12 protein-coding genes are annotated in these 26,664 nt (G+C 65.8%); 2 read left to right on the top strand and 10 right to left on the bottom strand.

Annotated elements, in window-relative coordinates; genetic code table 11:
- Window positions 1-52: 52 nt before the first annotated feature.
- From HF327_RS20800 to HF327_RS20755, 10 genes are all read right to left on the bottom strand, one after another.
- The gene (locus tag HF327_RS20800) at window positions 53-1,009 is read right to left on the bottom strand and encodes an arsenic resistance protein (RefSeq protein ID WP_055395907.1); all 957 of its coding nucleotides are present in this window, start codon (window positions 1,007-1,009) and stop codon (window positions 53-55) included.
- Window positions 1,010-1,389: 380 nt separating this feature from the next.
- A complete protein-coding gene (locus tag HF327_RS20795) occupies window positions 1,390-3,495 on the bottom strand; it encodes an HlyD family efflux transporter periplasmic adaptor subunit (RefSeq protein ID WP_198462264.1) in 2,106 nt (701 codons plus the stop codon).
- A complete protein-coding gene (locus tag HF327_RS20790; RefSeq protein ID WP_198462263.1) occupies window positions 3,489-4,841 on the bottom strand; it encodes an efflux RND transporter periplasmic adaptor subunit in 1,353 nt (450 codons plus the stop codon). Before HF327_RS20790 ends, HF327_RS20795 begins: the two co-directional genes overlap by 7 nt.
- Entirely contained in the window at window positions 4,838-5,611 is a 774-nt protein-coding gene (locus tag HF327_RS20785) for an efflux RND transporter periplasmic adaptor subunit (protein WP_198462262.1), read from the bottom strand. The genes HF327_RS20790 and HF327_RS20785 overlap by 4 nt, the downstream gene beginning before the upstream one ends.
- On the bottom strand, window positions 5,608-7,581 hold the full coding sequence (locus HF327_RS20780) for a TolC family protein (protein WP_198462261.1): 1,974 nt from the start codon (window positions 7,579-7,581) through the stop codon (window positions 5,608-5,610). Before HF327_RS20780 ends, HF327_RS20785 begins: the two co-directional genes overlap by 4 nt.
- Window positions 7,578-17,645: a cadherin-like domain-containing protein gene (locus HF327_RS20775; protein WP_198462260.1), complete on the bottom strand. Its 10,068-nt coding sequence runs from the start codon at window positions 17,643-17,645 to the stop codon at window positions 7,578-7,580. Before HF327_RS20775 ends, HF327_RS20780 begins: the two co-directional genes overlap by 4 nt.
- Before the next feature lie 767 nt (window positions 17,646-18,412).
- Entirely contained in the window at window positions 18,413-19,021 is a 609-nt protein-coding gene (locus tag HF327_RS20770) for a recombinase family protein (protein ID WP_152960984.1), read from the bottom strand.
- Window positions 19,022-19,097: 76 nt separating this feature from the next.
- Window positions 19,098-20,315 carry a TniQ family protein gene (locus HF327_RS20765; protein WP_043314372.1) on the bottom strand — a complete coding sequence of 406 codons (1,218 nt, stop codon included), beginning with the start codon at window positions 20,313-20,315 and terminating at the stop codon, window positions 19,098-19,100.
- The gene (locus HF327_RS20760; protein WP_020684702.1) at window positions 20,312-21,220 is read right to left on the bottom strand and encodes a TniB family NTP-binding protein; all 909 of its coding nucleotides are present in this window, start codon (window positions 21,218-21,220) and stop codon (window positions 20,312-20,314) included. Before HF327_RS20760 ends, HF327_RS20765 begins: the two co-directional genes overlap by 4 nt.
- A gap of 2 nt (window positions 21,221-21,222) precedes the next feature.
- Complete coding sequence (locus HF327_RS20755) at window positions 21,223-22,938, bottom strand: Mu transposase C-terminal domain-containing protein (RefSeq protein ID WP_071579585.1); 1,716 nt, start codon at window positions 22,936-22,938, stop codon at window positions 21,223-21,225.
- Between the two features lie 166 nt (window positions 22,939-23,104).
- On the opposite strand from HF327_RS20755, the gene HF327_RS20750 reads away from it, so the two are divergent.
- Complete coding sequence (locus tag HF327_RS20750) at window positions 23,105-23,662, top strand: recombinase family protein (protein WP_055395909.1); 558 nt, start codon at window positions 23,105-23,107, stop codon at window positions 23,660-23,662.
- A 2-nt stretch (window positions 23,663-23,664) separates the two neighbouring features.
- A complete protein-coding gene (locus tag HF327_RS20745) occupies window positions 23,665-26,631 on the top strand; it encodes a Tn3 family transposase (protein WP_055395911.1) in 2,967 nt (988 codons plus the stop codon).
- Window positions 26,632-26,664: the final 33 nt, after the last annotated feature.

Genomic DNA, 26,664 nt, shown 5'->3' with positions numbered 1-26,664 from the left:
GGGGTCGTCTCAGAAAACGGAAAATAAAGCACGCTAAGCTCTCGCCGCAAATTCACAACTGCGTAAGTTTTGGAATTAAGCGCACATAGATCAGCTCACTGATTAACTCGACAAGTGTTTGTGTAACGATGATCGCCGGCAGCACGGGAATTGCTCCTGGCACTGCAAGCGCGAGCGGCAACACCACGAGCGAATTTCGCGTGCTTGCACTGAATGCAATAGCACGGCCAGCCGGTACGTCGAGGCGGAACAGCCGACCCACCAGCCACCCTAGGAAGGGAGCGAGCGCTGCAAAGGCAATATAGATTGGGATCACCTGCAAGACCACATCGGTCGCAGGCCCGAGCTGCGGTACTACGGCCGCGATGACCACGAACAGGACAAGCGCCGTCGCTGGCACAGGCAGCAATCCTAGCCTGGTAAATACCCACTCGCCCGTTCGGGACCGAGCTGCCCAAAATTGGACAAGACCGGCAAGTAAGAGCGGAATCGCAATCAGCCAAATGAACGCGTGAACGAACGGACCGAGCTGAACAAGGTCGGTTGCATCGTTCCCAAGGAACAGGCCGAGATAGACCGGCAGCAACAGCATTTGCACGATCAAGAGCGCCGGAGTTGCCGCCAGCAGCAGGCGCGCATCGGCGCGGCCAAGGTGCGAAAAGGTCACCACGTAGTCAATGCACGGTGTAAGCAGCACCAATAGCACGCCAAGCAACACCATCGGATCGTGTGGCAGAAACTGCACCAAGACGGCCACGAGCAAGGGCACCATAACGAAGTTTGCGGTGAGCAAGGCTGCAAAAAATCGCACCTGGATGAAAGCTCGCCCAAGGTCGGCAAGTGGCACTTGCAGGAACGTCACGAACAACATCAATGCGAGTGCTGGATTAACGCCAGCCTCAAGAACAGTTGTGCCAGGCACGAACATGGCAATGACCGCGGCCAAGGTTACCGTGGCAAAGTAAACGCTGATTTGCCTATTTTCCAAGAACTCCCTGAGTTTTTGCATACTCTCAATCTCGCTTAAGTGCCAAGTTAGACTATACCCTAACCTGATGTCAGATGTCATGTACAAACACCGTCAGAATAGAGTCGCACTTCATATTTATTGATGTCGTTTTCAGAAGACGGCTGCACTGAACGTCAGAAGCCGACTGCACTATAGCAGCGGAGGGGTTGGATCCATCAGGCAACGACGGGCTGCTGCCGGCCAAGAGCGGGTGCTCAGGCTGCTTCCGCGGGTACCCGGTTAAGGCTGATTGCAGTCGATGGAAGTCGTCAGACAAATGGCTGCTATGGCCCAGAGCTGTCGCACATTGACGCTTCAGAAAGTTGGAGGCGGAAACGGTGTTTCCGGTGGATGGGTTAATGGTTCTACGCTTGCACGACTTAAAGACCGGATTGCTGGATGAGCACTGACAGGGCGCTGTCCAGCCACCCCTGCGCGAGGCTTTGGCGCGTGCCCTCGAAGTGCACGCGGACTTCGCGCACGGCGTCTGCGGGCGCGGCGGACTCGCCTTCGACCAGCACGCGAAACCACGCGTCGGCGGGCCGCAGGTCCTTCTTGGGCGCCGTCGGATTGAGCGGCACCTGGCCGCCGTGCTCCTGCGCCAGCAGCAGGTGCGGCAGCCGGGTCACCGGGCTGTTGTCGATCGCGACCACCGCGCCTTCGAGCTTTTGCGTGCGGCCCTTCACCATGACCACCGCGTGGCCCCCGGTGACGAGGCGTTGCCGGTCGCGCTCGGTCACGAGCGCTTCCACGCGCCAGCGGCGGCCATCGACCACCATCGCGATCTGCTGCTGCGGGCCGACCCAGGTGCCCGGTTGCAGCTGGGGATCGACATCGCGGACCGTGCCGTCGCGCGTGGCCACGATGCGCAGCCGCTGCAGTTCGGCTTCGCGCGCGCGGCGCTCGGCGTCGTAGCGCAACGCCAGCTGCTCGGCCACCGCCAGCCGGGCCGCGCCGTCTTCCGGAAGGCCCAGCGCGCTGCGCGCCGAGCGCGCATAGGCCGACGACAGCGCCAGCGCCTTGTCGCGTTCCTCGCCCTGGCTGGGCGCATCGAGCTCGACCAGCACGGCCTCGGGCCGCGTCGCGCTGCCATTGCGAATGTCGAGGGTTTCCAGCCGCGCCGCGAAAGGCGAATACACCGGCTGTTCCGAGGCGGCCCGCAACACGCCTGGCGCCGAGATGCCGGCGAACCAGGGCACCAGCAGCACCAGCGCCGCGGCGCCGAGCACCGTCGCCCAGCCGAGCCACCGCCCGCGCCGGACTTCGGCGCGCCGTTGCCACCACACCCGCAGTTCAGCGGCGACCGGCCGGCCGATGAACACCATGAGTTCCACGACGAAGAGCAGCACGCCCAATGCCTTGAAGAACGCGTGATACACGACCACCGCGATGCCGATGAACAGCACCAGCCGGTAAACCCAGGTCGCCACCGCGAAGGCGATCAGGAAGGCACGAAAGCCCGGCGTGAGCACTTCGCTCGAAGGCTCCTCGAGGCCGAGCAGCGCACGCCGCATCGCACGGCGGGCCTGGTGCCCGGCGCGCTCGTGCAGGCCCGGAAAATCGAGCGCGTCGGTCAGCATGTAGTAGCCGTCGAAGCGCATGAACGGGCTGGCGTTGACCAGCAAGGTGAGCACCCAGGCGGTGGTCGCCAGGAAGAACAACGCGTTCCGGAAGTTGCCGTCGGGCATAAAGGTCCACAGGAAGGTGCACCACGCCGCGAGCATCAGCTCGGCGCAGATGCCGGCCGAGGCGATCGCGAAGCGGTGGCGCGAGCGCTCCAGTTTCCAGCTTTCGCCGGTATCGGTGTACGGCATCGGCCACATCACCAGCAGCGCCACGCCCATGTGGCCGACGCGCACGCCGTGGCGTGTCGAGACGAGCGCATGGCCGATCTCGTGCAGCACCTTCGAGAACACCAGCGCCGCCGCGAAGCCGACCACGCCGTCCCAGCTCAGCGCACCGCGCAGGTTGGCCTCGACCACGTCGAGCTGGCGCGCCGCGAGCGCGATGCCGGCCAGCGCGGCCAGCGCGGTCAGGCCGACGAACCACCGGCTGAAGAGCCACTGCATCCAGGGCAGCAGGCGTGCCAGCCAATGCGCCGGGCGCACCAGCGGAATCCGGATGAACAGATAGTTGTTGAGCAGCCAGCGCCACAGCGGCATCGCCGGCTTCTGGCGCGCGCCGCGCAGCAGCTGGTGCTGCGCCAGGAATCGGATGAACTCTTCGACGTCGTCGGGCTCGGCCGCCAGCGTGGTCGCGCTGCTGACGTCGGCGGCAATGGCAGCGCCATCGGCCAGGTCCCAGCGCTGGAGAAACTCGAACTCGAGCCAGCCGATGCGAAAGAACAGGTTGCGAACCGGATCGCACACATGCCACGCGGGCGAGCCGTCGCGATTGGCGCCGGCGCCGTGGATCTGCAACTCTTCGCGCAAGGCCGGCCACGGCGCCGGTGCCGCCGGTGCAGCGGCCGCCGCGCCCGTCAGCATCCGCACCACTCGCGCGCAGCGGCCAGTGGACGGCGGAACATCAGGTAGCCGAGCAGCGTCCAGTCGCCCGACACGCGTGCCGTGCCGCGCAGGCCGATGCGGGCCTCGCCGGCGTCGCCGACCAGCGTGCCGCGCAGCAGGTAACTGGCGATGCCGTTGGGCGCTTCGATGACCTGGTAACCCGCGTAGTCGAGCCGCGCATCGACCGGCGCGAGCGGCGCCACGCGCATGAAGAAGGTCATGGGCGCGCCAGGCTTCAGGTTCACCGCTTCGTTGACCGGCGCCCAGGCCTGCAGGCCGAGCACCGCGGGGTCGGCCAGCAGTCCGACGCGCTCGCCGGTTTGAACCGGCCGGCCGGCCCAGTCGTTGGGATCCGTGTAGACGAACACGCCGTCGCTCGGCGCCTTGATCGCCAGCTGCCCGATTTCGCGCTGCAGCGCCTCGACATCGACCTGGCGTTCCCGCAGCTTGCCGTCGGCCAGGCTGAGCTCGGCCTTCGCGGTCTGGGTTTCGATGGCGCGCTGCGACGCCTGCAGCAGGTCCATGCGCGCCGACGCCAGCGAGGCTTGCGCCACGGCCAGGCGGTTGTAGAGCGTGCTGTCGTCGAGCTCGGCCAGCGTCTCGCCGGCTTTCACCGGCGTGTTCGGCTTGACCACCATGCGCTTGACGACCCCTTCTCGCAGCGACGAGATCACCTGGCTGCGGTTGGACACCACCTCGGCCGGAATCAGCGCGTACTCGCGCACCGGCACCAGCAGCAACAACGGCACCGCGGCCAGCGCCCAGCGCACGCTCTTGCGCGCCCACAGGGACGATGCGAGGGTGCCGATGGAGCGCCGGCGCTGCGTCATCGCCCACCAGGCGTGGCCGTACAGCAGAGCCGCCTGGAGCAGCAGGTATTCGGGCGCGCCCGCATCGAAATCGGCCGGCCAGGGCGTGTCGCGGCCCAGGAAGAGCGCAGCGCGGGAACGGCCGTCCGGCCCGGCGAGCGAGAGCACCCAGACGTGGTCGGGCAACCAGTCGGCCCACGCCGCCGCCAGCGCCGGCGGCAGCAGGGCCGGGCCCACCGCCATCACGCGGGCCGCAGCCGGCAGCGCATCGAGTTGCGGGCGAAGGTGATTGGCCACGTCGGCCAGCCACAGCGCGTACGGCGAATTCGCGTCGACATCGGCCAGGCCCGAATGCCCGGCCAGCCGTGTGCGGCGGGCGCCGAAAAAACCGACCAGCGCGGCCTGCCGGTACGGCGCCAGCGCATGGGTTTCGTTGCAGAAGATGAACGACAGGTCGGCCGCGGTGGCCGCCGCATGCACCTTGGCGGCCAGCGCGTGAAAGGCCAGATCGGTCATCGACCGGCGGGCGCGCGCACCTGGCCGCTCATGCCGGGCAGCACCTGGCCGCGGGCGCTGACGAGCTCGGTCTCGATCTCGACCGACTGGCTCACCGCATCGACCCGCCCCGAGATACGGATGACCTTGAGCGCCACCTCGGCGCCGGTCTCGTCGACCTTGCCCTGCAGCGTCTCCCCGGTCTTGAGCCACGCCAGCCACTGCGACGGCACGTTCATGCGTGCGCGCGGCGCGCCGTTGCCCACCAGCTCGATGACGGGCGCACCCGGGTTCACGCCCTGCCCCACCTTCACATGCACGCGCGCGACCTTGCCCGTGAACGGCGCGACGAAGGCGCACTGCGCCACCTGCGCATCGAAGATCCGGATCTGGCTCTGCGCCTTGTTGACGTTGGCGGCGGCCAGCTCGACCTCCACCTCCGCCGCGGACTGCAAGCCCTGCAGCTTGAGCTTGGCCTCGTACTGCACACGCGCCGCCTCATGCTCGGCGCGGGCCGCATCGCGGCGCGCCTGCATTTCGGCGCAGTCGAACGACGCGACCACCTGGCCCGCGCGCACGTTGTCGCCCAGCCCGACCGGCACGCGCGACACGCGACCGGCCGTCGACGCGGACAGGATGCTTTCCTGTGAGGCGATCACCAGAAAGCGGACCGGCGCCGAGGTGGCGGCGGACGACGGCGCGGACTGCGCCAGCGCCAGCGCGCCCAGGCTCATCGCAACGAGGCCCGTGCCGAGACACCGCACGACGCGGCGTGCGAGCAGCCGGCTCACGGCTGCTTCTCCACGGCCGCGCCGGTGCGTGCCGCGCGGCGCACGTCGCCGATCACCGACAGCGTGGCCGCCTCGGCGAACGCGCCCAGGCCGCGCTCCGTCGTCACGGCGGGCAGGAAGCTCGCGTAGTTCTGTTGCAGCAGTTGACGGCCGCCCGGCTCGCTCAGCGTCACACGCCATTGCGCGCGCGCCGTGCCACCCGATGCCATGCGTTCGAAGGCCAGCGCGAGCACCAGCGCGTCGCCGCTCTGCACGGTCGCGAGCTCGTTGCGCACCACGATGCGCTCGACCTGCGCGCGCACGGCCGCCTCGCTCATGCCCGCGGGAAGGTCGAGCACCCGCACGGTGATCGCACGGCTCGCGGTCTGCATCGCGGCGGGCATCAGGAACACACCCTTCTCGCCTTCGAGCAGGCTCGCGTCGATCGCCTTGGCGAGCGTGGGAATGTCGGTGTCGGTCACGCTGTCGGGCAGCAGGTCGATGCCCACCGAGTTCAGCACGCGGCCATAGGAGGCCTGCGTTGCGGCATACGCGGTGGCGAGCTGGAAGCGCGACACCAGCGCACGCGAATCGGTGCGCAGCGACTCGAGTTCGCTCTCCAGGCGGTTGTTGCTGCCGGCCCGCGAAACGCTCGCGAGACGCTGGTCGACGCGGCTCGATTCGGCCGCGAGCTCCTGGTCCACCACGGCCAGCTTGTAGCGCTCGACCGACACGCGCACCTGCGTCAGCACCGCCATGGCCAGCGCCATGCGACGCGCCTCGTCGGTCTTCTGGCGCGCTTCGTTGGTGCGGTTGATCGCCGGGATCGATGCCAGGCGGAACAGGTCCATCGACAGGCTCAGGCCGGCGTCCGACCAGTTGTTGTTGTAGAGGTAGCCGTTCGAGTCGTAGCGGCCGCCGGCGTAGATGTTGAGGCTGGGGAACAGCGCTGCGATCTGCTTTTTGGCCTCGACTGCGCCGATGCGCGACTTGTAGTCCTCCTCGCGCAGCTCTGGCCGGTTGGCCAGGGCCGCGACCTCCAGCTTGTCGATGTCGACCGCCGCCGGCGCGAGCTTGTCTTCGGCGCTTTCGACCAGCGAGAACTCGGTGCCGGGCGGCAGGCTCATGAGCGCCGCCAGCTCGCGCTTGGCGAACTGCATTTCCTGGCGCTTGGCGTTCACGAGCGACATGGCGTCGAGCAACGCGCGCTGGTAGGCCAGGCCCTGCGTGGGAGGCAGCACGCCGGCGCGCTCGGCTTCGCGCGACTTGGTCAATGCGTCGTCGATGCGCACCGCGAGCTGGTCGGCATCGGCCAGCAGCCGCTGCGCGCCGAGCGCACGCCAGTAGGCGTTGCGCACGTCCTGCACGATGTTCTGCAGGATCTTGCGGCGGCGCTCATCGGCGATGTTGACCTCGTCGCCGGCCTGCTTCGCGCGGTAGTAGCTCAAGCCGAAATCGAGCGCGTTCCACGACAGCGTGGCACGGCCGTAATAGTGCGAGCGCTCTTCCGACGTCGAGGGGCGCAGGCTGATGACCCGGTCCTCGATGCCGATGCTGGTGCCGCCCGAATCGTTGCTGCGGTTGTTGTAGCCCGCATCGGTCGTCAGCTTGGGCAACAGGTCGGCCGCCGACACGTCCAGGAGACCGCGCGCCAGCGTGCTTTCCATCAGCTTCAGGCGGTAGTCGAGGTTGTATTTCAGGGCGCGCGCCAGCGCATCCGAGTAGCTGATGCGCCCGCTCACCGGCACCTGGTCCTTGTACATCTGCGCCTGGTCGTTGCGCACGCGCTCCGCAATTTCGTCCGGAGTCACCTTGACCGGGTTCATGCTGCAGCCGGCCAGCAGCAAGGCGGCGGCAGCGGCAGCCCAGGTGGGCACGGAGGGGAAACGGGCGGTCGTCACGGTGATTGGGAAACTCATTTTTCTGCGATGTGAAGAGGTTGAAATCAGGCAAGCCGCGAGGCCGGCAGCGGTCACGTCGGCGGTCGTCACAGGGTCACCTGCTTGACCTTCACGCGGACCGCTTCGCGCTGCTGCTGCATGCGCACCAGGTCACGCACGCTGCCGCGCTCGCCCGCCGCGAGGGCGAGCCGTTGGGAGAAGGAACGCGCACCGTCGACCGACGCCTGCGCACCCGGCACGGCGAGCGCGCCAAGGGCCGCCGCATCGACCGCATCCGCCGCGTCGCGCGCGTCGGCGTGCGGCCGGGCGGCGGGCACCACGATGCGCTCGGCGCCCGGCGCTGCTGCGGCCGAAGGCGCGCTGCCGTCGCCCTCCGCAGCCGGCACGGTGAAGCCCGGGAAGTCGCCGAACAGCGCATTGGCGCCGTCGGGCAAACCGGCGCCCAGACCGCGCATGGCCAGCGATTGCCGCAGGTCGGCCAGCATCCGCAGCGAGAACGCGACGCCGTCGCGGCTGACGTGCTGGACGTTGCCCATGTCCTGCGGAATGCGCAACGTCTCGCTCTGGATGTCGTCGGCGCCGTACGTCGCATCGCCGCCGGCCACGCGGGTGGCGATGGCGGCCGAAGCCGCCTCGCTGAGGCGTTCCGACCAGCGCACCGCGAGCTGCACGAAGAGCGCCGGCTGCATGCCTTGCGTGATGCGGCGGTTCTCGTTCGGGTAGTCGACCGGAAAGATCTGGTCGCCCGTGAGCGGCCGCGCCGGCGACGCGCCGCGGATCGTGATGACCAGCTGCGCCGTGCTCGTGCTGCCGTCGGCATCGGTGATGGTGTAGCTGAACACCTCGGTCAGCGTCTTGCCGTCGCCGAGTGCCGCCACCGCTTGTTGACGGTCGTTCACCGCGTAGACGTAGCTGCCGTCGGCGCGCAGTTGCAGGGTGCCGTAGGCACCGGCCAGCGGCGCACCGCCGATCACGCCGCTCACGCCGTTGAACGAGAAGCCGCTCACCGGCGTCGGCGTGACGTCGGCGCCGAGGCGGTCGGCCACGTCGCCTGGCCCGCGCCCGCCGGTGCCGAACACGTTGCCGCCAACGGTCGCGTTCGGCAGCGCGATGCCCAGGCCTGCCGCGTCGTTGCGCGCCGTCGGCACGTCGTCGACGACGCGCACGCGCAGCGTCGCGCTGGTGCTGTCGCCATCGCGATCGGTCACGGTGACGGCGATGTCGTCGGTGATCTCGCCGCCGCCATGCGCTGCATTGCCGCCCAGCGTGTAGCTGTAGGTCAGCGTGCCGGTCGCGGCGTCGAAACCGGTCAGCGTGATCGTGCCCCTGGCCGTGGCGATGACGACGGGCGTGCCGCCGAGTGCGGCCAGCTGCGCCGGCGTGACGGACACGCCGCCCACTTGCACGCTGCCCAGCCCGTCGGGCGTGCCGATGACGAAGCGCCCGGTCGTGGTCTCGCTCGCGTCACCGCTGTCGCCCAGGCCGCGCTCGTTCACGGTCGCCTGGCCGATGTCGCCGCCGTTGCCGTCGACGATCTGCAGCGTTGCGACGTCGTTGCGGCCCTGGACCGTGAGGGTGAGCGTGGCGACCGACGTGTCGCCGTCGGCATCGGTGATCGTGTAGGTCACCGTCTCGGTCAGCGTTTCGCCGGCGACCAGGCGCTGAACCGCCGGGTGCGCGTTGTCCAGCGTGTAGGTATAGCTGCCATCGGCGTTCACCACGATGCTGCCGTACGCGGTGGCGAGCGGACTCCCGACCGCGCCCACGTTGCCGCCCGACGCCACGCCGGTCACCGGTACGCCGTTGGCGTTGTCGGCGCCGTTCAGGTCGTTGGTCTTGAGGTTGCTGCTGACGGTGCCGACGCCGTCGTCTTCACCGATGACGGCGGTGTCGATGGTCGCGACGGGTACGTCGTCGACGATGCGGACGGTGAGAACGCCGGCGCTGATGCCGCCTCCGGCGTCGGTCACCTGCAGCGCGATCGCTTCGGTGCTGTCGATGGCACCGGGCTGGCTCACCTGCCCGTCGAGCGTGTAGCTGTAGCTCAGGGTGGACAGGGTCGGCACGCCTTGCGCGGTGGTCACGACGTAGCCGGTGAGCGTCAACGTGCCTTGGGGCGTGTCGATCACCACCGGCGTGGCCGGCGTGATGGCCAGCAGCTGCGCGACCGTGAGCGGGGTGCCCCCGATCGTCACCGTCGACAGGCCGTCGGCGGTGTCGATGACGATCGTGCCGGTCGCGGTTTCGCGACCGTCCGGGCCGGCCGGTCCGTCGGTGAGCCCGGCTTCGTGCACTTCGACCTCGCCGACGGCAGCGCCGTTGCCGTCCACCGCGACGATCGACGGCCCGCTGGCCACGTCGGTATTGCCGTTGATGGTGATCGTCAGCGTGGTGAAGGCGGTGCCGCCGAGACCGTCTGAGATGGCGTAGCTGAAAACGTCCTGCAGTTGCTGGCCGGTCTTGAGGGCGTTGACGGTCGGGTTGGCGTTCTGCACGTCGTACTGGTAGCTGCCATCGGCCTGAAGCACCAGGGTGCCGTAGACGCCGGTGACGGACTGCCCGACCGTCGTGGTCGGGATGCCGCCGACGGATGTGGCCGTGCCGGCCGACACACCGATCACCGCGATCGGGTCGCCGTCGGGATCGCTGTCGACGCTGCCGGGCACGCCGGCGCTGGCCAGCACGCCGGTCGCGGCATTGCGCACGAGCGGTGGACCGTCTTCGTCGACGCTGCCGGTGTCGGGCCGCGCAACGGGCGGCACGTTGGTGACGTCCACGATGACCGTTGCGGTTTCGGTGACGCCGCCGCTGGTCACTGTGTAGGTGAAGCTGTCGGGGCCGACGTAGCCGGCCACCGGCGTGTACGTGACCGTGCCGTTGGCGTTGATCACGACGGTGCCGTGCGCGCCGGCAGTGACGACCGTCACCGCCGCGCCCGGGTTCTCGAAACCGTCATTGCCCAACACCGGCACGACGACCGGCGTACCGGCGTGCGTGGCGATGGTGTCGTTGGCAATGTCGACCACTGGCGTCACCACGATGTCAAGCGTCGATGTCACGGTGCCGTTGCTGTTGCCGTCGGTCGCGGTGTAGGTGACCTGCGGCACGGTGCCGTGCCAGTCGGCCACCGGCGTGAAGACGTAGGCGCCGTTCGCCGCGATGGTAAGCGTGCCCACGCCGGCGATGGTGACGCTGCCGCCCGCTGCCGCCGTCTGCCCGTTCACCACGAACTGCGTGACCTGAAGGGGGTCGGTTTCGGCATCGGTTTCGTTGCCCAGCACATTGCCGGTGGCGGGCGTGTCCTCCGGCACTGAATTCGTGTCGGGCTGCGGCACCGGCGCGACGTTGGTGATGGTCACGTTGACCGTCGCCGTCTCGGTCACGCCGCCGCTGGTGACGGTGTAGGTGTAGCTGTCGGTGCCGACGTAGCCGGCCACCGGCGTGTACGTGACCGTGCCATTGCCGTTGATCACTACGCTGCCATGCGCGCCGTTGGTGACAGCGGTCACAGCAGCCCCCGGATTCTCGAAGCTGTCGTTGGTCAGCACCGCCGTGGTGACAGGAACACCGGCGTGCGTGGTGGCAGTGTCGTTGGCGGCATCGGACACCGCCGTGACCAGCACGTTGAGCGCGCCTGCCATCGACCAGTGGCTGGTCGAGTTCGCACCGTCGTTGAGGCTGGCAGTCAGGTTCTGGCCCGTGCCCAGGTTGACGCCGGTGTCGGTGGCGTTGGAAGCATCGGCCACTCGGATGGTCAGGCCGCCCGGCACCGGGCCGTTGTAGTCGGCGGTCGCCACGAAGCGCAACGGCGTGTTGCTCGCCAGCACGATCGCGTTGGCATCGCCGAGGCCGGCGGCGGGCACGGTCTGCCACGCGCCCGCCTCGAAGTACTGCCACTGGCCCTTGCTGGCGTCTGTAGTGTTGCCGGTGATCGCCACCCATCCGAGCGTGCCCGTGGCATTGCCGCCGCCGGCGATGCTCGACTGGTTGTCGAGCGCATCGCCGTACGACGGCTGTGCGATCTGGCCGATCGTGGTCGCGTTGGGCGTGTCTTCCGTGATCGTCAGGAGGGTCGTGGCACTCAGCGTCGGCCGGTCGTTGACGTTGGCGACCGTCGTCGCCAGCGTCACCGCGTTCGCGCTGTTGCTGTAGCGCGTGATGCCGCCCGAGAGGGTCGTGTCGTTGGACACGTTGTCGCGTGTGCCGGTCGTGAAAGCAGCTCCGGAACCGTCGATCAGGCGTGCGGTCAGTTGGCCCGGCGTTCCGAAATAGTTGGCCGCCGGCACGAAGCGCAGCGAATCGTTCGGGTTCAGCAGGAAGGCGGATGTCGTCGAGACGATCGGCAAGTCGGTCCAGTTCGTGCCGTCGGTCGAGTACTGCCAGACACCCTGTGTCGGGATTGATGCGTTCGCGGTGATCGCGATGCCGGCGAAGGCGTTGGCCGTCGTTCCGCCGGAGACCGTATCCAGCAGATCGTTGAACGCCCCCGTGAAAAGACTGGCCACGGTGGCGCTCGGATTGCCCGTCACGTCCTCAGTCGCGGCCGGAAGGACTGCAGTGCCCGCGCCGTTGCGCACCGGCGCGTCGTTGACCGGCGTGATGGTGATGGCGACAGTTTTCGTGTCGGTCAGCGGCCCACCTGCACCGGTATTGCCGAGATCGTCCACGGTGATGGTCAGCGACTGGGTCGTCGACACGGTGTTCGTGTTCAACGTCGGTGTGAAACTCAGCGTCGCGAGCGCGGCATTGATGGCAGCCTTGGTGCCCTGGAACACCATCGTGCCGTCCGCCGTGCCGTCGCCGGTGCTGAAGACGAGCCCCGTGATCGTGCCGAGCGTCAGCGTGCCCTTGGCGCCGGGACCGAGGTCCAGCGTGACGCGCTCGACAGCACCGAAATCGTCGGGGTCGGCAAGCGACAGGCCCGGCACCAGATTGTTGGCGGAGTCCTCGTTGACCGTGACCGCGGTCGGCGCAGTGAGCACCGGTCCGTCGTTGGTGTTCGAAACGTTGACGAAGAACGTGCCGGCGGTCGTGTTGTTGCCGGTGCCGTTGGGGTTGGTCTCGGCACCATTGCTCTTGTCGTCCACCAGCGTGCTGATCTGCACGCGCGCATCGGCATTGCCGGCGGTGGGTGCGAACACCATCGAATTCAGCGTGGCCTGCACGTCGGCGAAGGTGCCCTTGACCACGATGGTCGCACTGCCGTTGTTGTCGGTCGTGGCAAGTCCACTGTCCACCACCGTCAGCGTGCCGGCCGGGCCGCCGCCGGGCAACGTGGCACCGACGGTCACTTCGACATAGTCAACCGCGCCTTGCGACAAATCGCGCGCGTCGCCGATGACGAAGCCCGGCAGTGCGATCGAGGTACCGGCGGCCAGAACCTTGTCGGTCGGCACGGTCAAGGTCGGCGCGTCGTTGACGGCCAGCAGGTTCACCGTCGTGTCGGTCACGGCCTGCTTGCCGCCGTCGGCGTGCGCGAAGTCGGAAACGGTGGTGCGCATGTAGAGCGGGCCGTTGTTGAAATCGGTCGCGCTTGCGATGCGGATCGCATCGAGCGCGGCCTGCACTTCCGCGATCGAGCCGGTCAGCGTGATGGTGTTGCTGTTGTTGCCCGTGGCCGAGGTCAGTCCGGCGGTGGTCCCGAGCAGGAAAGCGCCTTCCGTCGCGCTGTTGGCCAGCGCGGTGCGATTCGAGTCGCTGTACAGCTGCACGGTGACCGTGACATCGCGGCCGAAGCTGTCGGCGTCGGCAATCACGAAACCGAGGTTCGACAGCGCCAGCGGCGTGTCTTCGGTGACGGTGATCACGGTGGCGCCGCCGAGCGTCGGCACGTCGTTGACGTTGGACACGGTGAGCGCGGTGAAGGCGCTGGCGCGGTTGTTGGTCGCGTTAATCAGGGTGCCGTCGTCGTTGGTCGTGGCCGACGCGCCGCCGTTGGCGCCGGTTGCCAGCACGCCGCCCGCGGTATAGAGGCGGTCGTCCACGGTGGTGCGCAAACGCAGATCGGTGCTGTCCTTGTCGGCGTTGAAGGCGAGCGTCAGGCTGGCCAGCGCGGCGTTCACTTCGGCGCGCGTGCCCTGGAGCACGAGGGTATTGCTGCCGGCGCCGCTCACCAGGCTTCGCGCGCTCGTCGGTGCAGCCGCGGTGAAGTTGATCCGCGCGTCGCCCACCACGTTATTCGACGGGTCGACCACCGACACCTCGACCCGCAGGAAGTCTTCTTCCCCCTGGACGAGGACGTCGATGTCCGTGTCAGCGACTACGATGCCGGTGATCGGCACCGGCGTGGTGCCGCTGCCCAACACATCGGCCGACGCGGGCGCGGTGACGGTCGCGACGTCGTTGGCCGGCACCGTGTGGATCCAGAACTGATTGCCCGGCTGTTCCTTGTCGCCGTCGCCCAGGCTGAAGCCGAAGCTGTCGCTCGGCGGATCGCTGCCCGGCGTCTTGCCGTCGCCTTCGTCGCCGTTGTTGACGTAGTAGACAAGCCCCGCCTCGACGTCAGCCTGCGTGAAGGATGAACCAACGCCCAGCAGCTTGAAGGTGGTGCCGCCGTCGGTCGACAGCGCGACGCTGCCATGGGCCGGCGCGCGGGTGACGGTGTATTGCACCTGCGACTTCGAGCTGTCGGGATCGAAGGCCGACAGCATCCCCGGCGTGATCTGCGCCGCACTGCCTTCTGTCACGCCGGTGAGCGGGTTGTTGACCGAGCCCGCGGGATCGGGCAGGTTCGGCGTGGCCGCGATTTGCGGCGCATCGTTCACGTTGGTGATCTGGATGCGGACCGTGGCGGTGTTCGACGACTGGTTCCAGCGGTCGACCGCTTCCACGTTGAAACTGGTGCTTCGCACCTCGGAGCCGTCGCTCACGAAGCGCAGGCCGGTGCTGCCCGCCGAGTTGGTGAGCAGCGACGCGTCGATGAGCGTGCCGGCGGTCAGGGTCACCCAGGTGCCGCCGCTCAAATACTCCAGCGTGCCACCGGGCGGCAGGGAGGTGACCCTGAAGCGCAGTGCGTTCGCACCCGTCGCGTCGTTGTTGTAGGCGAAGTTGTCGCCGCCGCCATTGGGCAGCGCGGGGCTGCCGGTACCGTTCTGCGCGGTCCCTTCGAGACGCGTCTCGCTGGTGGCGTCGTCCGGGTCGCTGATCTGCAGCATGCCGCTGGTGATGCCGATCGTGCCGTTCTCGGCCACCACGGCATTCGACGAACCGACCACGGCGGGCGCATCGTTCGTCGGCGTCACATAGAAGGTGAACGTGGTGTCCCAGTTGTCGGGCATCAGCGTGCCGTTGCTGTCGACAAGGACGCCCGCCGACGCCGACAGCCGGACGGTCGACTGGAAGTCTTCGCTGGTGCCGTCGTGCTTGTAGCGAATGTTGCCGGCGTTCAGGTCCGCCTGGGTGAAGGTGTCGTACACGTTCAGGTCGACCCACCCGCCCGAGACCTGGCGCTGGATCGCGCCGTTCCAGTCGGCGCCGCCGTCGGTCAGGCCGAGGATGGTGTAGACCACCTGGCTCGGCGGCACGCCGTCGACCACGTAGCTGAGGTATGGGTCGGTGCCCGACGGTGCGCCAGCAATGACGACGCTGCCGTCTTCGTCCAGTACGCCACGCGTGCTGCTGGCGGTGTCGGTGCCGGCATGCGTCGAGCTCGACTCGACGGCCGTGTTGACGTTCGGGAGAAAGCCCGTCGCGTTGCCGGCCGCGGTGGGTGCCAGCCGGACCGTGAAATCGAAAGTGTGAAGCCGGTCGTCGCTGACGCGGTTTGGATCGCCCAGGTTGTCGTAGACGCCGCCCACGCGTGTGATGCTGGTGCCATCGGCATTCCAGCGAACGCCGATCGTGTTGTCGATCACTTGGAACTGGAAGGTGTCGGTGTCGCCTGCAGCGGCGCCCTGGGTCTGGACATACTGGACTCGCCCGTTGATCACGTCGTCGACCGTGAAAACGCCGCCGACCGGAAGCAGCTTGCCATTGAGCAGCAAGGTGCCCTGGTTGAGGCCGCTCTGGGATGTCACCGCGAACGTGAGCTGACCGTCGACCGAGTCGACGTCGGTCGCGTTCAGCATCGCGGGGGTCAGCGTGACGGCATACGGCCCTGTGTAACTGCCGGTCGAATTGCCGGTCGCCGTCACCGTCGCTTCGGGGGCCAGCGCCCCGGTGTACGTCGGATCGTCGTTGACAGGGCGCACCGTGATCGCGATGTTGGTTTCGACCGTCGAGCCGGGTGTGCCGGTGCCGCCGCCGGCGTCCGACACGATGACCTTGAAGCCGTCGACGAAGGGATAGGTGCCCGCGCCAGTGTTGTCGCGGGTTCCGTTGTTTCCATAGGTGAGGCCGGCCCGCGCCTCGTAGGCGATGACGAACCCGCTGCCGGTGGCAAGCTCTGCCGCCGTGATCGCGTGCGGCACCGTGTAGTTCACGCTCGTGCCATTGACCAGCGCGGTCCCGGTGAAGTACAGCGTGCCGTCGGTCGGCAGCCCGGTGATGCGCACGGTGAGCGCGCTGGAAGCGTCGTCGCCGCCGCCATCGGCCACGATGAAGTTGCCGACCTGCGACAGCGGCGCGCCAGTGCCGTCCACGGCATTGCCTGGCTGGCCTTCGAGAACGACGCCCAATCCGCTGACCGTCGGAGCCTGATTGACCGGCGCGATGGTCAGGGCGATGGTTGCGGCGGCGGACGCTGCGACCGGCGTCGCGCCGTCGTTGGCGCGCACGCCGAAGCTGTCCGGCTGGTTCTGCGTGGCACCGGTGGCGGTATGGACGTAATGAACGTCGCCATCGATCACGTCCTGCTGCGTGAATACCGAGCCGATGCCCAGGCGAACGCCGTTCAGCGTGAGGTAGCCGTATTGAGGATTTGCGGTGACGCCGTAGACAATCTGTGACGGTTGCTGCGTGAGTGCGACGTCGACTTCGGGGTCGAGCGCTATCAGCGTCGCCACGGTGAGCGGCGTGTCCGCACCCTCGCCCACCGCCTGAGGCGTCGAGCTCAACGTCACCGGGTCGTTCGATGACGTGACGGTCACCGCCAGCGTCCGGGTGGCCACGAGCGATGTGGCGGCATCGGTCACCCTGACCTGGATGACCGCCCGGGCCTCGGTGTTGCCGAGTTCGACATCGGTGGCCTTGAAGACCAGGCTGTTCACCCAGGCGGTCGCCTGGGCTGCGGTGCCAGTGAAGCTGAGCGTGCCGGCGGGCGCTCCAGCGTTGCCGACCGTCAGCCCGCCGACAACCAGGTCCGGTGCGCCATTGGCATCGCCATCAACCTGCACCACGACGGTGACGTTGCCCACGCCGCCGTTCGTGATGTTCCATCCGCTCAACGTCGCCTGGTCGGCGCCGGGTGCGTTCAGCGTGCTGTTCTCGGACACCGACAGCTTGGTGGCCGCGGAAGTGACCGTCGGCGCCGCGAGCAAGCCCTGGTAATCGACATCGTTCAGCACTTGCGCTTCGACCTGGCCGACCGAGCGTTCCAGCGTCCAGTTGCCGCCCTTCACTGCGGCGCCCGTTGCATCGGCAGAGGCGGCCACATCGGCGCCCGTCAGGGCGGACATCCGGACCAGCAACGCATCGCTCTGTCCCGCGACATCGCAGCCGTACAACAGGATGTCGCCGTCTGCGGTGAGGCTCGCGCCGATGGCCGCCCATTGCGCGGCATGTTCGGCAATGTTGTCCGCCGTGATGACGCTGTCGCCGAGCGTGATCTGCCCGGACGCGCCGTGGCTGACGATCTGCAAGGCGCTGATGTCGGTGCGGCCGTGCAGCGCAGCGGCCAGTTGTGCAACGCCGTCCGAGCGGTTGTCGATCAGGATCACCTCGCTGCCCGTCGGCAACGCCTGCACCACCTGCTGCCAGTCGACCACGCTCTGGTCCATCACGTACACCGCGTGCGGCGTGGCGGCGGCTGCCGGCGCCTCGCTGGCCGCCGCTGCGGCTGGCGCATCCGCCACGGCCTTGGCGGCGGGATGGGTCTCGGCCGCCGCAGGATGCGGCGCTTCCGCATGGGCCGGTGCGGCGTGCGCGGCGTCTGGCGCGTCGGTCGCATGGGCCGCTTCCACGAGCGCGGCGCCGTCGAAAAGTTGGCGGCTTTCGAGTGCGAAACGATGTGAACGCGGACGAAGCATCGCGGCCAACTTGGAAGCGGGATGAAGCATGTCTCGTAAAGTCCTAGTGCGCCTGTAACGCTTTCGCACTACAGAAGATTGTTGAGTGTGATCGATCGTCTGCAATGTTAGTGGAATTTAACATCAATCACGGAATCACCACCGCCGAGATAGGACTAGAGGCTGGGAATTTGGCGTAAAAACGCAACTAGTGCTCAGGTTGAGAGGCCTCTGATCGTGTTTCACCAATTGCTGAAGAACGAAAACCGCTTGGTCATGTGCAGCTTCGTGGACGGCAAACATGACGAATTTACGAACCCGTTAAAAAGAAGTTCGGATCTATGTGGGTGTCGACGACGCCTGAATGTGCGAGGTGCGATCAACAGCGGGCGTGCTGAGCGCCAAAAAGGTGCGCAAAGGCGGCGTCGTCGCTCGATACCCCAGTTGTAGAAGTCCCGCGCCGACTTCGGGTCGTTGCAACGCAATAATCTGGTTGTGCAACGGTAGGTTCTTCGGGTTCTCGTTCGCTTTTCATCAGCTAGGTGCCTTAAGCACAAGTCCGTCGGGCAAGCTGATGGCGGTCGAACTTGAGCCCGCAGGAGGATGCCGCCGACAAGATCTTCGAATAGCTTTGCGCTTCAAGGTACGTTGGACGCCTGCTGTGCGCTGCTTAGCAGTCGTTCAATAAGCTTCGGCAAACGACAGCTATCGCTGCCCAGCAGCCCTTCGGGTTCGCGCCGGCTGAGGCTGCTCAGGGTCGACACCGGTAATCGGATCGTTGCCGCACTGAACAGCGCCCCGTTCCAGGTCGCCTCCATTTATGCGGCTGAACCGAGGGAGAGCAGCTTTACGCCGTCTGGCCGCAGTTCGCCCTTGGGCGACACGTGCCGGTAGAGCGTCTGCCGGGTAATCCCGAGTTCTTCGCAGAGATCGCCCACCTTGGTTTCCGGTTGCCCCATGCTGGCCATCGCCAGGCGTAGCTTGGCGGCGGTCATCTTGAAGGGGCGCCCCCCTTTCCTGCCGCGAGCGCGCGCCGAGATAAGTCCAGCGACTGTTCGCTCGGAAATCAACTCACGCTCGAACTCGGCCAGCGCGGCAAAAATACCGAACACAAGCTTGCCGGCGGCAGTCGTCGTGTCGACCGCCGCACCGTGACCGGTCAGGACCTTCAGGCCCACGCTACGCGCAGTTAGGTCGTGCACGGTGTTGATCAGGTGGCGCAGATCACGGCCAAGCCGATCGAGCTTCCACACGATCAGCGTGTCCCCTTCACGAAGCGCCTTCAGGCAAGCAGCCAACCCTGGGCGATCATCGCGCCTGCCCGAGGCCAGATCCTCGTAAAGGTGCGCAAGGCTCACACCAGCGGCGATGAGCGCATCGCGTTGCAAATTGGTGGACTGGGATCCGTCCGCCTTCGATACCCGCATGTAGCCGATCAGCACCTTTTCACCCGTCACGTATACGTTCGATTATGTGACAGTGTGGGTTGGAAAGTTCTGATCGTCAAATTTTGTCACTTAACCCGTCATTCATACTAAGGAATGCAAAGGGTTCGCGAGGAACATAATGTGACAGAAATTCCGGGGGAATGCCCTCCTGGGCAAACGTGTCGCGCAAGCGATCCAGGGACTCGGGGTCGCGCCGCCCATAAGACGCCAGCGTGAACAGTGAGCGGGCCGTTTCGCAATTATGTCGGGCCTCGGCGATAGCCTCGTTGAGCGCCTTGACCGCCTCCCGCCAGTGATCGACAGGCTCAGGCTTACGTTTCTTCTCGGGCAGGCCATTGGTGAACCCGGTGTGCGGCTCCGACAAGAACAGTGCTCCCAACTCCCCGTGTGGACGCACCACGCTCGATTCGATCAGCTCGATGGCGGTAGCCGCCGCCTCCAGCATTTGTAACTGCACCGCCGGGGCCAGAATCTCGTAGGGACGCCACTGGCTTTGTCCAGCGCGCAGTAGATGGCCGCAGCACGCCCAGACATGGCGAATGCTCCAGACGCAAGGCCCGCACTGCGAGAGTGGCGTGTTCAGCTCATCGAGCAGGGTGCGCAGCAACCGAAACCAGAGGCCGGCATGAATGCGTCGGCGCGGCAGCTCGACGTAACCCGTCGTCAGCGCCTGCCAAGTACGTCGGTCCATTGCCACCATCGCGTCGCTGGCCGTGCGTGGGGCCGCATCGGCGTTTTCCCAGCCGAGAAACTGCCCCGGCACGCCACTATAGGATTCCAGCCAGCAGCCATGTTGCGGGCAGCTCAGCATCAACGGCAATTTCCACGCGAGCAGTATGGCTTGATCCTCCGAGTCGTTCAGGCAAAGCGGGCAGGCGCGGTGAATCGGCTGGCTTGGCAGCCAGGCGCGCCAGCTCGTGATTGATCTCGTCTTGCGGCCGCGTCTCGGCAGCAATAGCGAGAACTGGAACGCATAGGTTTCCAGCGCGTCTGGAATCCGGGAATCGAGGCTGTCCAGCAGCCACGGCACCCAGCCAGCGAAACTCATGCAACGCAGCCGCTCCAGCTCAATGCCGCTGCGCAGGGAGAGGGCCGTCAGCAGCGCCGGAGGTGGCGCAGTATCCAGGTCATCGACCCGGCCGTGACCAAGGTCGTGCTCCAGCAGGTCATACAAGTCCATCTGGTAGCGGGCGGCGACACGCTGGAGCCATGAGGACAAGGCTTCGCCTTCCCTGGGAGCAGGATGCAGCGGCCAGCGTGCTGCCGGTTTCACATCAGTTCCCGCTCGAACTGCCGACGCCGCTCGCCAGGGCCGGTGTAATCGGCCATGCTGAGCGTGCGGTGATTGATCGCTTCTTCACCGCTTTCCAGGGCGGCGACCGCCGCCGCCATCAACAGGTGCGCCAATTCACCAATGGTGCCTTCGCTGCGCGTGAGCAGGTAACGGGCCATATCCGGCGTGGCAATTGGGGAAGGCCGCCGCAGCGGGAGCGACGCGGCAAAACTGGCCAGCAGCGAGCAGCAATCGTCGTTGGCCTCCCACAGCGGCAGCATCATGGGCTCGAAGCGGTTCTCCAACTGGTCGTCCGACCGGATCGCCAGATAGGCGTCGCGCGTGCCGACACCGACCAGCGGGATGCGCAGCTCGTTGCCGAGGAAGCGCAGCAGGTTAAGGAATTCCCGACGGTTGACGCTGTTGCCGGCCAGGACGTTGTGCAGTTCATCGATCACCAACATGCGCACGCCGACCTTGCGCAGCAAGGCCAGCGCCAATTGCTCCATTTCCGGCAGTCGTGGGCGCGGGCGCAAGGGAGCGCCCATCGCGGCGAGCAGTGCGACGTAGAAGCGGATCACCGAAGGCTCGGACGGCATCTGCACGACAAGCACCGGAATGTGCTCCTGGTCGGCGTCGGAGCTGGCCGGATGCGTGCGCCGGAATTTCTCGACGATCATCGACTTGCCGTTGTTGGTCGGGCCGATCAGCAGCAGGTTAGGCATGCGCTGCTTGTTCGGCCACGCATACAAGGTTTCCAGCCGGTTCAACGCCTCGACCGCGCGGGGATAGCCGATCCAGCGGTCGGCGCGAAGGCGCTGGATGCGCTCGTCCGCCGGCAGCCGAGCCAGCCCCTGCACCGCCGGCAGCAGGTGGGATAGGTCGATGATGGGATATTCGTCCACGGCTACCACTCCTCAATCTGGTCGAACGGTTTGGCGGGCGGCAAGTTGTCTGCCTGCGCGGCCGCAACGTCCGTTTCTGGCGGAGTCAGCTTGTCCGGCGGAACCAACGCCTTGAGGTGTTGGCGTCGATCCGCATCGCGCCGCGCCTTGCGCGTGGCCTTCTGTGCGGTGGTCACGATCTCGCGCATCTGCCCGATCATGCGGAACAGCGCCGATTCATCCACCTGCTCGCGCCCTTGCTGCCGCAATTTCGCTAGCGCCTGCCTTTGTTCCCATAGGGTGACAGCCGGGTGCGACAAAGTACGGTAGGGGACTTCCAGGTAATGCTGCCCCTCCGGTTCCAGCACCCAGATGCGGCTTATGTCGCGCGGGTCGCGCCGGATCAGAAAGGACGGCCAGCGCTCACGCCGTGCGATCCACGGCTTGAGCGCGTCGGCGTAGTAGTGAATGTGGTCGATGACGAAGCCGGTGCGGGTCAGCGTGCGGCGGAGGATGGGCAGGAAATCGACCAGAAAGGCAGTGGCGCGGGTGACGACGGCCGGCACACCGATGCGGGCCACCGCCTCGGCCCAGCGCGCTTCCGGCGGCTGAAGCAGACCGTTGTGCACGGAGCCGTGGTAGGTGCCGACCGCCAATGTGAGCCAGCGCTCCAGCTCGCGCAGCGTCAGGGCGGCCTTGTTTTCGGAATCGTAGTCGCCTCGCTGGTCAGGGTTGGAGAAGGTCGTTCCCGGCAGTTCGTCGTGGATCATCTGCATCGCCGTGCCGATGATCCGTTCCACGATGCCGCCGTAGTGCGGCTGCCCGAGCGGGCGATAGTCAAGCCGGATGCCATGCTGCTCGCAGCCTCGGCGTAGCGCTTCGCTCTTGAACTCGGCCGCGTTGTCCAGGTAGAGCAGCCTGGGCTTGCCGCTCATCGGCCACTCCATTTTCACGTTCAGCCCTTCCAGCCAGGGGCGCTTGTCGCAGGCGACATGCGCCAGGCACAGGCCGACCGAGACGGCAGATGGTGCTTCCAGCGTGACGACCATGCCGAGCACGCAGCGGGTGAACACGTCGATGGCGATGGTCAGATACGGGCGGCCAATCGGTTGCCGGTCGCGCTCATCGACCACGATCACGTCGATGACCGTGTGGTCAATCTGTACTTGCTCCAGCGGTGCTGTCACGGCAGGAGGTTCGCCGCCAGCACCTTGCAGGCCGCGGGACGCATCCTGGCCTTCCCGCCGGCGAGTGACCTTGCGCGGATCGAGGCCGGCGATCCTCAATGCCACGGTGTTGCGCGCCGGCACCCGCAGCTTTTGCGTTTTGCAAGTCTGCGCGACCTCGCGGTGGAACGCTGCCAGAGTCCGTTTCTGCTTGGTCAGGAACCGCTTTTGCAGCAACTCGCGGATGATGCGCTCGACCGGCTCCGGCAAGCGCCCCTTGCCTTTGCCACCGCCGGATTGGCCGGGGACCAGGTCCGTCACGAGGCCGCTGCCTTGCCGGGCTCGCCGGATCAGAACGTACACCTGCCGCCGAGACAAGCCCAACGCCTGAGCAGCCATATCGGCCGCTTCGTGCCCGACCGTCTCCGACTGCGCCAACGGGCCGATGATCTCCGCACGACGGCGCGCACGCTCCCAAGCCTTATCAGGCAGAGTGGCCACGCCTTGCTCGGGAATCCGTGGGGTGTCGGTCGTCATGCTCACCTCGCTTTGGTGCACACGAGTATTGAGCATAGTCGAGATTGGTGCAGATCACTTCTGATATTGGACTGTCAGGAGCTGGCTGCACAACAGCCGCTACACTCAATCAACTGGTGCAGTCGTCTTCTGAAAATGACAATTGACATATTCCGCCAAAGGTAATAGATTTCATCCTGACACTTTTACTTTTGGAGGCATCTTGCAAGGTCAACGCATCGGCTATGTCCGCGTCAGCAGCTTCGACCAGAACCCTGATCGGCAACTGGAGCAAATCGACGTCGGCAAGGTATTCACAGACAAGGCTTCCGGCAAGGATACGCAACGCCCCGAACTTGAAAGGCTACTGGCCTTCGTCCGCGAGGGCGATACCGTGGTAGTGCACAGCATGGACAGGCTGGCACGCAACCTTGATGACCTGCGCCGCATCGTTCAAGGGCTGACACAACGGGGCGTGCGCATGGAGTTTGTCAAAGAAGGGCTGGCGTTCACTGGCGATGACTCACCTATGGCCAATCTGATGCTGTCGGTCATGGGGGCCTTTGCTGAGTTCGAGCGCGCCCTGATCCGCGAACGTCAGCACGAGGGAATCGTGCTTGCCAAACAGCGCGGTGCCTACCGAGGACGAAAGAAATCGCTAAACAGTGAACAAATTGCCGAATTGAAACGGCGAGTCGCGGCAGGCGATCAAAAAACCTCGGTGGCCCGTGACTTAGGCATCAGCCGCGAAACCTTGTACCAGTACCTGCGGGAAGACTGACCATGCCGCGCCGCTCAATCCTGTCCGCGACCGAGCGCGAAAGCCTGCTGGCACTGCCTGACGCCAAAGATGAACTGATCCGGCACTACACGTTCAACGAAACCGATCTGTCGATCATCCGTCAACGTCGCGGCCCTGCGAATCGGTTAGGCTTCGCCATCCAGCTTTGCTATTTGCGATTCCCTGGCATCTTTTTGGGTGCCGATGAGCCTCCGTTCCCGCCCTTGTTGCGCATGGTGGCGGCACAGCTCAAGGTGCCGGTGGAAAGCTGGGATGAGTACGGCCAGCGCGAGCAGACACGGCGGGAGCACTTGGTCGAGCTGCAAACGGTGTTTGGGTTCAAGCCGTTCACCATGAGCCACTACCGGCAAGCCGTGCATACATTGACCGAACTGGCCATGCAGACCGACAAAGGCATTGTGCTGGCCAGCACCCTAGTCGAAAACCTGCGGCGGCAGGGCATTATCCTGCCCGCCATAAATGCCATTGAGCGCGCAAGCGCCGAGGCCATCACCCGTGCCAACCGGCGTATTTACGCGGCGCTGACCGATTCCTTGTTGCCTGTCCATCGCCAGCGCCTGGACGAACTTCTCAAGCGCAAGGACGGCAGCAAAGTAACGAGGCTGGCATGGCTGCGCCAGTCGCCCGTCAAGCCAAATTCTCGACACATGCTCGAACACATCGAGCGCCTCAAGGCTTGGCAGGCGCTTGACCTGCCCGCCGGCATCGAGCGACAAGTTCATCAGAACCGCCTGCTCAAGATCGCTCGTGAGGGTGGGCAGATGACACCCGCCGACCTGGCCAAGTTCGAGGTGCAACGACGCTATGCCACTCTGGTAGCGCTGGCCATTGAAGGTATGGCCACCGTCACCGACGAAATCATCGACCTGCACGACCGCATCATCGGCAAGTTGTTCAATGCGGCCAGGAACAAGCATCAGCAACAGTTTCAGGCTTCCGGCAAGGCGATCAATGACAAGGTGCGGATGTATGGCCGCATCGGCCAAGCTCTGCTGGAAGCCAAACAGAGCGGAGGCGATCCGTTCGCCGCCATCGAGGCCGTCATGCCTTGGGACACCTTTGCCGCCAGCGTCACGGAGGCGCAAAAGCTCGCGCAACCCGAGGGCTTCGACTTTCTGCACCGGATCGGTGAGAGCTATGCCACCCTGCGCCGGTACGCGCCGCAGTTCCTGGACGTGCTCAAGCTGCGGGCTGCACCAGCCGCCAAGGGCATGCTCGATGCAATCGACGTGCTGCGCGCCATGAACAGCGACAACGCCCGCAAGGTGCCCGCCGACGCGCCGACCGAATTCATCAAGCCACGCTGGGCCAAATTGGTGCTCACGGACGATGGCATCGACCGCCGCTACTACGAACTGTGCGCCCTGTCAGAGCTAAAGAACGCGCTGCGCTCGGGTGATGTCTGGGTGCAGGGATCACGTCAGTTCAAGGACTTCGACGAGTACCTGGTGCCGGTCGAGAAATTCACCACCTTGAAGCTAGCCAACGAATTGCCGCTGGCAGTGGCCACTGATTGTGATCAGTATTTGCACGACCGGCTGGAATTGCTGGAACAGCAGCTTGCCACTGTTAACCGGATGGCGGCGGCCAACGATCTGCCAGATGCCATCATCACCGAGTCGGGCCTGAAGATCACGCCGCTCGATGCAGCGGTGCCGGACACCGCGCAGGCGTTGATCGACCAGACGGCCATGACTCTGCCGCACGTCAAGATCACCGAACTGTTGCTCGAAGTCAATGAGTGGACGGGATTCACCCGGCACTTTACGCATTTGAAGAGCGGCGACACGGCCAAGGACAAGACCTTGCTGCTGACGACGATCCTGGCTGATGGCATCAATCTTGGGCTCACTAAAATGGCCGAGTCCTGCCCTGGCACGACCTACGCCAAACTGTCCTGGCTGCAAGCGTGGCATATCCGGGATGAAACGTATTCAACGGCGCTGGCCGAGCTGGTGAACGCGCAGTTTCAGCAACCCTTCGCCGCAAATTGGGGCGACGGCACTACCTCATCGTCGGATGGCCAGAACTTCAGAACCAGCAGCAAGGCAGAGAGCACCGGGCATATCAACCCGAAGTATGGAAGCAGTCCAGGACGGACTTTCTACACGCACATCTCCGACCAATACGCGCCCTTCAGCGCCAAGGTGGTCAACGTCGGCGTGCGTGATTCGACCTATGTGCTCGACGGCTTGCTGTATCACGAGTCGGACTTGCGCATCGAGGAACACTACACCGACACAGCGGGCTTTACCGATCATGTCTTCGGTTTGATGCACTTGCTGGGCTTCCGATTCGCGCCACGTATCCGAGACCTGGGCGACACCAAGCTGTTCACCCCGAAAAGCGACATTGCCTATGACGCGCTCAAACCGATGATCGGCGGCACGCTGAACATCAAGCACGTTCGCGCCCATTGGGACGAAATCCTGCGACTGGCCACCTCAATCAAGCAGGGCACGGTAACGGCCTCCCTGATGCTGCGAAAACTCGGCAGCTACCCACGACAAAACGGTCTGGCTATCGCCTTGCGCGAGCTGGGACGCATCGAGCGCACACTGTTCATTCTGGATTGGTTGCAAAGCGTGGAATTGCGCCGCCGCGTTAATGCCGGACTAAACAAGGGTGAGGCGCGGAACGCGCTGGCCAGAGCCGTGTTCTTCTACCGATTGGGTGAAATTCGCGACCGCAGCTTCGAGCAACAACGCTATCGGGCCAGCGGCCTCAACCTAGTGACGGCGGCCATCGTGTTGTGGAACACGGTCTACCTGGAGCGTGCCACCAGTGCTTTGCGTGGCCACGGCAAGTCGCTGGACGACACGCTGTTGCAATATCTGTCGCCGCTGGGCTGGGAGCACATCAACTTGACCGGCGATTACCTCTGGCGCAGCAGCGCCAAGGTTGGTGCGGGGAAGTTCAGGCCGTTGCGACCGCTGCCGCCAGCTTAACGTGCTCTATTTTCCGTTTTCTGAGACGACCCC

Origin of the sequence: Comamonas suwonensis (assembly GCF_012844455.2) — a bacterium.
In the GTDB taxonomy this organism is placed as follows: Bacteria; Pseudomonadota; Gammaproteobacteria; order Burkholderiales; family Burkholderiaceae_C; genus Comamonas; species Comamonas suwonensis.
Note: the sequence above shows the minus strand (reverse complement) of the source record. Positions and strands in the feature narration are given on the sequence as shown.

Coding starts and splice junctions, on each gene's coding strand:
- HF327_RS20775 (WP_198462260.1), bottom strand. CDS start 17,645: ATGCTTCATCCCGCTTCCAAGTTGGCCGCGATGCTTCGTCCGCGTTCA.
- HF327_RS20770 (WP_152960984.1), bottom strand. CDS start 19,021: ATGCGGGTATCGAAGGCGGACGGATCCCAGTCCACCAATTTGCAACGC.
- HF327_RS20795 (WP_198462264.1), bottom strand. CDS start 3,495: ATGCTGACGGGCGCGGCGGCCGCTGCACCGGCGGCACCGGCGCCGTGG.
- HF327_RS20790 (WP_198462263.1), bottom strand. CDS start 4,841: ATGACCGATCTGGCCTTTCACGCGCTGGCCGCCAAGGTGCATGCGGCG.
- HF327_RS20745 (WP_055395911.1), top strand. CDS start 23,665: ATGCCGCGCCGCTCAATCCTGTCCGCGACCGAGCGCGAAAGCCTGCTG.
- HF327_RS20800 (WP_055395907.1), bottom strand. CDS start 1,009: ATGCAAAAACTCAGGGAGTTCTTGGAAAATAGGCAAATCAGCGTTTAC.
- HF327_RS20755 (WP_071579585.1), bottom strand. CDS start 22,938: ATGCTCAATACTCGTGTGCACCAAAGCGAGGTGAGCATGACGACCGAC.